Raw genomic sequence first — 7,537 nt, 5'->3', positions numbered from 1 at the left:
ATCGCGTTCATCATTGGCGGAGACCTCGGGCTTGCTCCGGCAGTCATTTCCCAGAGTAATCTCCGGCTCTCCCTCTCCCGCATGACGTTCACCCACCCGATAGCCCGGCTCCTTATCATCGAGCAGATCTACCGGGCGTTCCGGATCCTCCGGGGCGAACCCTATCATAAGTAACGAACTTCGGGATAGTCTCATCTCAAAAATTCCGATACATTTTTCTTTTACCAGATCCGAATTCGAGACAGGAAGGAAGTTCCGTGGTCATCGAGATATTGTCTTACAAGGCAAGCATCCTCAACCCGGTGTTTAAATGCCTTATCATCATCCTGTACTCCATCGGGACGTGGTTCTTCTACAAGGCCTGGAAGAAATACGAGGGCAACCTGAAAGTCATTGCCGGGGCATTGATGTGCGGCGGCATCGCCGCCTGCATCGGGGCCGGAGCCCGGTTTTTGGGGGACTACCTCGCGCAATTCAAATGGATGGAGAGCACCGGCGCTGTCATCTTTGCACTCGTCAGTCTCTTTGTGGCTATGCTCGTGTACAGGAAATTCTCCGAGATTGCCGAAGCGTTCGGGTTGAAAGAGGGGGGAGACTAGATGGTCGATCTCCTCGATTACACCACCAGCCCGCTCGTGCTCATCCTCAAAATTACAGCTCCGCTCCTCTTCCTTGGCGCACTGGTATGTTACGTGATTGTCCGCAGGTTATTCACCGGAAAGATCCGTCTTTTCATTGATACAGTTATCCTGTTTGCGTTCTTCACCCTTGTCGCAGGATGGCTCCGGATCTACGCCGATGGCACTGATTTCGGGTTCACGAAAGAGTATTCCCTGCGATGGTTCCAGTCTGTCGCGTACATCGCATCAGCCGGTTTCTTTGTTTATGCCGGGTACAGGCTGCTGCACCTGTCCGGCGGGGAGAAGCCATGACGGCATATTCAGAGCGTATCATGGGAATTCTCGAACCGAAGATCGGCCATGCGCTGGCACAGTCTGCGCTCCGCATCAAGTGCAAGAAGCTCGGAATCGCGCCCGAACACATCACGTCCGAGATGCTTCCCGTACTGGCAGATGATCTCTATGAGCCGCTCCGGATCTTTGCCGGCGATGACTTTGCGAGGGGACTGGTCTCCCAGATAAAGGCCCTTTGAGTTCGGGTATCCTGCGCAAAAATCCTTGTTGAGTCCCCCGGCACTATCCTTTTTTCCCTGCCGTGAACCGATACACGCCCCTTGGGATACTTATCTCAAAGATGGCCCCCTTTCCCGGCGTGCCGGTTTCACGGATGGTAATGCCTGTGATCCCCAGAATCTCCCGGACAAGGAAGAGTCCAAGGCCGGTATTTTTGCCATACCCGCGTTCGAACACCCGCTCTTTCTCGTCATCGGGAATACCTATGCCGTCGTCTTCCCAGAGGATCTTCAGTCCACCCTCTCCTTCACGGCAGCTGACCAGGATCTGGTGGACGTGGCCCCCGTGTCGCAGGGAGTTATCAAAGAGGTTGAAGAAGACCTTCTGGAGCATCGGGTCCGCAAACACCTCTATCTCCCCGCAGGTGGTTTGGAATTGTACACCTTCCGGCACCATCCTTCTGGGCATGATTGAATCAATCTTCTGCCAACGTGAGTCCGTGCTTCCCAGATCCTGGTACACCCGGCTGAACTCGATCTGGGTCTGGATTGCCCGTGTCGTGGTCCCGATCTTCAGGAGGAAGGGGTCGATCTCCTTTGGGGGGTTCCGTTTCTGGATAAAAATAATATTGCTGTCGATGATCGAGATCTTGTTCAAGATGTCGTGGCGGGTGATACTCGAGAGGAGGTTCAGCTTCTTGTTTGCCATACGCAAGGCATCATCTGCCATCATATGCATCGTGACATCAAACAGGCAGATGATTGTTCCCTGTTCCGGGTGAGCGGGATAGAGGGGCCCATGACTGAGAATTACCCGCAGGGTTGCGCCGTCCTTTCTCTGCCATCGTGTCTCAACCGTAAGGGCATCCCCGTCCATCGCACGGGTGGTGCCGTCTGCCGGTGGCAAAAGGAACGTACCGGCATCCGGCCAAACGGTGTGGATATCTGTTGTTTCCAGTTCTTCCCATGTATACCCGGTCATTTCGCAGAGGTGTTCGCTGGCGTGGGTGATGATCTTCCCCTTGAGGATCCCGATACCGGCCGGGACGGTGCGGAGGATGCCTGCAAGCAGATCGCTATTCTGTCGTAATGCCCTCTCTTCCGCCTCCCGTTTTTCCATGACCCGGTGGATTGAATTAGTGAGCCGGGCGAATTGTTCACCGTGTGCCCCTCCTTTTTTGACATATCCGTCCGCGCCATGGCCGAGGGCGTGCATCACGACTTCTTCACTTCCCCTTCCGGTAAAGATGATGAACGGGGTTGTGTCGCCTTGTTCCCGGAGTGCCTTCACGAACGGGATTCCGTTCATCTCCGGCATCGGGTATTCACTGAAAATGAGGTCATATGGTGCAGCGTTATGCATCTGCATCGCGGTGCCGGCAGAGGTTGCGGTATCAATAGTGAACAGGCCAGTCTCGTTGAGAGAACGTTTGCAGTCCTCAAGCAGGGCCGGATCATCATCTACACCCAGGATGCGGAGCATTACCAGAGGTACGTCTGATGGGGTTTATACAATTACCGATATGGAGGGCTCTTCATAAAAGGGGGTTTTTATCGCTCAGGTATTCAGAATCAGGCTACAGTATAATACTGCAATATCTCCCCAGAGCCTTCCGGAAAGGATTGCTGTAACACGGGGACGCTCCGCTCAGGTAAGCAAAGGCTTTTTCTTCATCTGAACCAGTTTTCCGGGACAGGAGAACCCCTCACACTTTCCTGAGTACAGCAGCCCGGTTCAGGAAATACCAGTACCGATCCTCAACCCGGAACCCAATGGTTTCCAGCAGCGCAAGGTTCTCCGCGAACTCCTTTCCAGGGATGATAAGCAGAGGTTCGGTGTAGAAATACGTGCCCCCCGGTTTAAGGAGCAGTGCGATTTCACGGAAATACTGCTCCAGGTCAGGCACTTCGTGCAGGACAAAGATGGTAAACGCCACATCGAACGTCCCGTGCAGTTCCGCGGGGAGGCCGATATGGTCAGGAGGGCACCGGTGCGTCCGTACCCGCGACATCAGCTCCTCGCGGTCAAGTTTTTTCCTGAGGATATCGAGCATCTCTTCCTGAAGATCGGCAGACCAGACCTGCCCGATCTCCCCCACCCGCCGGGCGAATTCGCGGGTGAAGAAGCCCGGCCCGCAGCCGAAGTCAAGCACACGGTCGCCATACTTCACGTACCGTTCTGCCAGCCGGTCGGGACGGTAGAGGAACCGGCGGAATGCGGTATCGAGGTGGGCGGCATTCTGTGCCGAAAAGACCTCGTGCTGATGGCGGCGGGGCATCTCACCCGGAGACATAGAGAGATCTGCGTGCACTACGGGGATAACTGTTCCGGCAGTCTTTCGACTGCATCCCAATGTTAATATCCAGAGACCCTGTCATAGTTTTACGTAGGAAGATACCCATGAAACGCATTGTTCTTCTCATCCTGTTCGTGGCAATCCTTGCCGCCGGGTGCACATCGCAGAAAGCATCCCCGTCTCAGGGGGATGCCCTCTATGCACAGGCAGAAAGCCAGTATGCACTGGAGAACTATCATGCTGCTGCCGACCTGTACGAGAAAGCATCCCTTCAGTACAGGGCTGATGGTAACGCTGACAAGGCACGTGACGCCCTGAACAAAGGATCGCTGTCGGCCCGGATGTACGCGGAGTTCCCGTATAACCAGTCCGTCATGACCGCCATGATCGACGAGGAGTTCCCGTTGGTTCCGGCAGAACGCAAAGCAGGCTGGCTTCCCTGCAACGCGAGCCAGTGCATCGAAAGTGACGGTGAGACCTGGTACTTCGCGAACACCATCAACAATATAAAGTCCCATAATATGGACCTGATGCGGGAGGCAACCGCAAAGAGGGGCGAGACGCCGTTTTACGACCAGGTGAAGGGAATTGCGCTTGCCCCGTATAACGGGAGCGCCGGGACCTATGTCAATCCCACCCGGTGGGAAGGCACGGAGACCCTGACCATCCCCTCTGCTATACTCCCGAAGACCGGCACCCTCCATCTCTGGATTCCCCTGCCGGTCGAGACCCCTTCCCAGCACAACGTCACCATTGTCTCAATCGAACCGTCGCAATACGTGAAGTCACAGACCGGGACGGGAGCAGAGATGGGCCTTGCCTATCTTGAGGTACCACTGGATACCGTGACAGGAGATTCCCTGACCGTCACTGCCCGGTTCCACTTTACCCAGTACGAGGTACGCAACAACATCGATCCGGCAAAGGTCGGGAGCTACGATACCAAAGACCCGGAATACAAAAAGTATACGGCGTCCGGCAGGAACATCGTTGTCAGCCCTGCGATGAAAGCAAAGGCGCTTGAGATTGTGGGGAACGAGACCAACCCGTTCCTCCAGGCAGAAAAGCTGTACTGGTATGTGGTCTCGCACCCCTACAGCAATGTCCCGCATATCCGGCTCAGTGCAACGAATACCCCGGAATCGGTGTACATGCACGATACCGGTTTTGGCGACTGCGGTACACAGAGCATGTACTTTGCAGCACTCTGCCGCTCGCTTGGCATCCCGGCCCGGGCCATCGGCGGCTACCAGCTCGTGCCCGGCTACGAGGGCCCCCACTTCTGGTCCGAGTATTACCTGCCGGGCTATGGCTGGATACCGAACGATGTGACGATTGCCGAAGGTGCGGAATGGTCGTACGAGGCATCGGACGATGACCGTCACCAGTACAAGGACTTCTATGCGAGAAACCTCGACCCGTACCGCTACATCATCCAGAAGGACGTGGACGTCCCGCTCACCCCGCCCGCGGGCAATGCCGTCATGTTCGATATGGTCGTGCAGTCGCCCAAGGCCGTCTGCGACACCTGCGATGCCGACCCGGAGTTCGACATGCTGGAGAACTGGAAGGTTGTTGTGAAAAAAGTGTAAGCAGGAGTAATCCTTTTTTTTTCTCGCGTTCAGCCCGTTACCGGGTCAGCCGCCCGCAGACAATGGTCGTGTCCTTCTCCCCGGCAGCAGTGCTCGCCCCGCCCTCCCAGTACAGACCGACAGGATTCCCTTCGGTATCTGTCATGAAGCCGAGGATCCCGGTGCCAAGCCCCGTCTTCCATACCGATCCGGTCCGCGAGTCATCGCTGTGTACTGTTCCGGTTGAGTCGAAGATCCGGACCATGACCTCGTTCGTCCGTTTGGGGTTGACCTTTGGTTCCCCGGCAATGATCCACATATGGCCGGTGTCGAGGGTATTCGGTTTCAGCCAGAGGCAGACATCCCCGGGCCTGAGATCAACGGGCCTTTGGACTTTTGATCCATAAAGCGCCGCCGGGCTCTTCGTATCCAGGGCATTGAACGCGGCAGCATAGGACTCTATCGAGGGGTTGGCACCCTTGCCGATCTCCTTGTATGCTGCCGGTGCTGCATTCATGAGCACGTGGTCGACAAACCCGAGACAGTCGAATTTGTAAGTGCCTGTGGTATCGTCCGAAGTATAAGGCGGATGAACGTATTCGGTTGACCTGATGTTCTGGGACATCCGGTATGCTTCATGGAAGACCCGGCTGTCCGATTGCACGGATGCCAGCTGTTCCGCGATTGGTTCTTTTACGGCAATGGACGTATGGGGCGTAGCTGTGGTTTCCTGTGTGGGAATCCCTGTATGGGCATCAGGGGAGGGAGAGGCAGGAGGTTCCTGCTGTGTTGAGGAGGTACAGCCTGCAATAAGGATGAGTGAAACACAGAGCAGGACAGGGAGAAGAGACGATAGCCGGAGATCCATGCAATGAATGGAATTGCTGACGGAATAAAAGATGGGAAAAAGAGAATTTAGTTCCCGGCCCCCGGGTTCTCATCTTCAGGCTCTTCTTCGCCGGCCTTCAGGGTCTTCATCGAGGGGAAGAGGATGACCTCCTTGATGGAGTTGTTGTTGGTGAGCAGCATCACGAGCCGGTCGATACCAATGCCGACACCGCCGGTGGGGGGCATGCCGAAACCGATCGCATTGATGAAGTCGTAGTCGATCATCTGGGCCTCGACGTCGCCCAGCTGGCGCCTCTTGTCCTGCTCCTCGAACCGCTCCTTCTGGTCCACCGGGTCGTTCAGTTCCGAGAATCCGTTGCCCACTTCCATGCCGGCAATGAAGAGCTCGAAACGCTCGGTGAAGCCCTCTTTCTCGCGGTGGCGCTTTGCCAGAGGGGAGTTCTCGACCGGGTAGTCGTAGATGAAGGTCGGCTGGATGAGTTTCTCCTCGACAAGCCCTTCAAAGAAGGCGATCAGGTATTCGCGCTGGTTCCGGGGTTTGTCCGGGTCCTCGATTTTGTGCTCGTGGGCGAACTTCCGCAATTCTTCAACAGGGTGGGCGAAGATGTCGATGCCGCCGATCTCCTTCACGGCATCTGCCATTGAAAGTTTCCTCCACGGTTTTGTGAAATTCAACGTCACGTCGCCGAACGGGAGCTCGTACTTCCCGTGGATTTTGTCAATAATATATGTGACAATGTTCTCAGTGAGCTCCATCATGTCCCGGAAGTCGCGGTACACCCAGTAAATCTCGACCATGGTGAACTCGGGGTTGTGGTCCGCGTCCACGCCCTCGTTCCGGAAGTTCCGGGAGATCTCGAAGACCTGCTCGAATCCGCCAACGATCAGCCGCTTCAGGTAGAGCTCGGGGGCGATCCGGAGGAAGAGTTTCTGGTCAAGGAAGTTGTGGTAGGTGGTGAAGGGCCGTGCGTTGGCGCCACCGTACACCGGCTGGAGGATCGGCGTCTCGAATTCGAGGAAGCCATGGTCGTCGAGATACCTGCGGAGCAGTGAGATGATTCGGCTCCGGTTCCTGAACGTCTGCCGGTTCTCCTCGTTCACAATCAGGTCAACGTACCGCTGGCGGTAACGCTTCTCTACGTCCTTTAACCCATGGAACTTCTCGGGGAGGGAGCAGACCGATTTGCAGAGGAGGCTGAATTTGTCCACCCAGATGGTGATCTCCCCCAGTTTCGTCCGGAAGACATGACCCTCGACCCCGATGATGTCTCCCCGCTCGACGTACTGGTTGAAGAGCTCGAACTGCTCCTCGCCGAGATCGTTCTTTCGGATGTAGAGCTGGATCTTGCCGTTCTCGTCCGCAAGATCGGCAAAGATCGTCTTCCCGTGGTTCCGCACGATGTGGACACGCCCGGCTGTGGCGACGTTTTCGGCGCTCTTGTCGTGCGTGATCTCCGCGTACTTTGTCTTGATCTCGGAAACGGTGTTCCTGCGGTCGAATGTCGGGGGGAACATGCAGTGCCCTTTCTCACGGAGGGCCACGATCTTGTCGAGCCGGGTCTGGTCGAATGCGGTATTCTCGGTGGGGTCGGTCATTGTGTATGCACCACGGTATAGGACGGTATGTATCCTATCTATGGGACTCCGGGCGTAATAATACCATAATAATCCCCCGTCAGGGTTCCGGG

At 56.0% G+C, this 7,537-nt stretch carries 9 protein-coding genes; 5 read left to right on the top strand and 4 right to left on the bottom strand.

The window, feature by feature from the left end; translation table 11 throughout:
• From CW742_RS04180 to CW742_RS04165, 4 genes are all read left to right on the top strand, one after another.
• Positions 1 to 174, top strand: a complete 174-nt coding sequence (locus CW742_RS04180) for a 23S rRNA (pseudouridine(1915)-N(3))-methyltransferase RlmH (protein WP_342764856.1) — start codon at positions 1 to 3, stop codon at positions 172 to 174.
• 83 nt (positions 175 to 257) lie between these two features.
• Positions 258 to 599 carry a hypothetical protein gene (locus CW742_RS04175; RefSeq protein WP_292416871.1) on the top strand — a complete coding sequence of 114 codons (342 nt, stop codon included), beginning with the start codon at positions 258 to 260 and terminating at the stop codon, positions 597 to 599.
• Positions 600 to 932, top strand: a complete 333-nt coding sequence (locus tag CW742_RS04170) for a hypothetical protein (RefSeq protein ID WP_292416869.1) — start codon at positions 600 to 602, stop codon at positions 930 to 932.
• Positions 929 to 1,153, top strand: a complete 225-nt coding sequence (locus CW742_RS04165) for a hypothetical protein (RefSeq protein WP_292416866.1) — start codon at positions 929 to 931, stop codon at positions 1,151 to 1,153. Before CW742_RS04170 ends, CW742_RS04165 begins: the two co-directional genes overlap by 4 nt.
• A 43-nt stretch (positions 1,154 to 1,196) precedes the next feature.
• Here CW742_RS04165 and CW742_RS04160 read toward each other — a convergent pair whose 3' ends face one another.
• Complete coding sequence (locus CW742_RS04160) at positions 1,197 to 2,615, bottom strand: hybrid sensor histidine kinase/response regulator (RefSeq protein ID WP_292416864.1); 1,419 nt, start codon at positions 2,613 to 2,615, stop codon at positions 1,197 to 1,199.
• A gap of 223 nt (positions 2,616 to 2,838) precedes the next feature.
• Positions 2,839 to 3,411 carry a class I SAM-dependent methyltransferase gene (locus CW742_RS04155; RefSeq protein WP_292416862.1) on the bottom strand — a complete coding sequence of 191 codons (573 nt, stop codon included), beginning with the start codon at positions 3,409 to 3,411 and terminating at the stop codon, positions 2,839 to 2,841.
• Between the two features lie 122 nt (positions 3,412 to 3,533).
• Between CW742_RS04155 and CW742_RS04150 the strand changes: the two genes are divergently transcribed.
• Positions 3,534 to 5,021: a transglutaminase-like domain-containing protein gene (locus CW742_RS04150; RefSeq protein WP_292416860.1), complete on the top strand. Its 1,488-nt coding sequence runs from the start codon at positions 3,534 to 3,536 to the stop codon at positions 5,019 to 5,021.
• 37 nt (positions 5,022 to 5,058) lie between these two features.
• Here CW742_RS04150 and CW742_RS04145 read toward each other — a convergent pair whose 3' ends face one another.
• Complete coding sequence (locus CW742_RS04145) at positions 5,059 to 5,868, bottom strand: hypothetical protein (protein WP_292416857.1); 810 nt, start codon at positions 5,866 to 5,868, stop codon at positions 5,059 to 5,061.
• 47 nt (positions 5,869 to 5,915) lie between these two features.
• Positions 5,916 to 7,445, bottom strand: a complete 1,530-nt coding sequence (lysS, locus tag CW742_RS04140) for a lysine--tRNA ligase (RefSeq protein WP_292416853.1) — start codon at positions 7,443 to 7,445, stop codon at positions 5,916 to 5,918.
• Positions 7,446 to 7,537: the final 92 nt, after the last annotated feature.

The sequence above is a fragment of the Methanoregula sp. genome, assembly GCF_002835825.1.
Lineage (GTDB): Archaea > Halobacteriota > Methanomicrobia > Methanomicrobiales > Methanospirillaceae > Methanoregula.
This window is presented reverse-complemented; position numbering and strand designations above follow the sequence as displayed.

Excerpts from the sequence above, each read along its gene's own strand:
- CW742_RS04170 (WP_292416869.1), top strand. The coding sequence starts at position 600 with ATGGTCGATCTCCTCGATTACACCACCAGCCCGCTCGTGCTCATCCTC.
- CW742_RS04155 (WP_292416862.1), bottom strand. The coding sequence starts at position 3,411 with ATGCCCCGCCGCCATCAGCACGAGGTCTTTTCGGCACAGAATGCCGCC.
- CW742_RS04165 (WP_292416866.1), top strand. The coding sequence starts at position 929 with ATGACGGCATATTCAGAGCGTATCATGGGAATTCTCGAACCGAAGATC.
- CW742_RS04145 (WP_292416857.1), bottom strand. The coding sequence starts at position 5,868 with ATGGATCTCCGGCTATCGTCTCTTCTCCCTGTCCTGCTCTGTGTTTCA.
- lysS (WP_292416853.1), bottom strand. The coding sequence starts at position 7,445 with ATGACCGACCCCACCGAGAATACCGCATTCGACCAGACCCGGCTCGAC.
- CW742_RS04160 (WP_292416864.1), bottom strand. The coding sequence starts at position 2,615 with ATGCTCCGCATCCTGGGTGTAGATGATGATCCGGCCCTGCTTGAGGAC.
- CW742_RS04150 (WP_292416860.1), top strand. The coding sequence starts at position 3,534 with ATGAAACGCATTGTTCTTCTCATCCTGTTCGTGGCAATCCTTGCCGCC.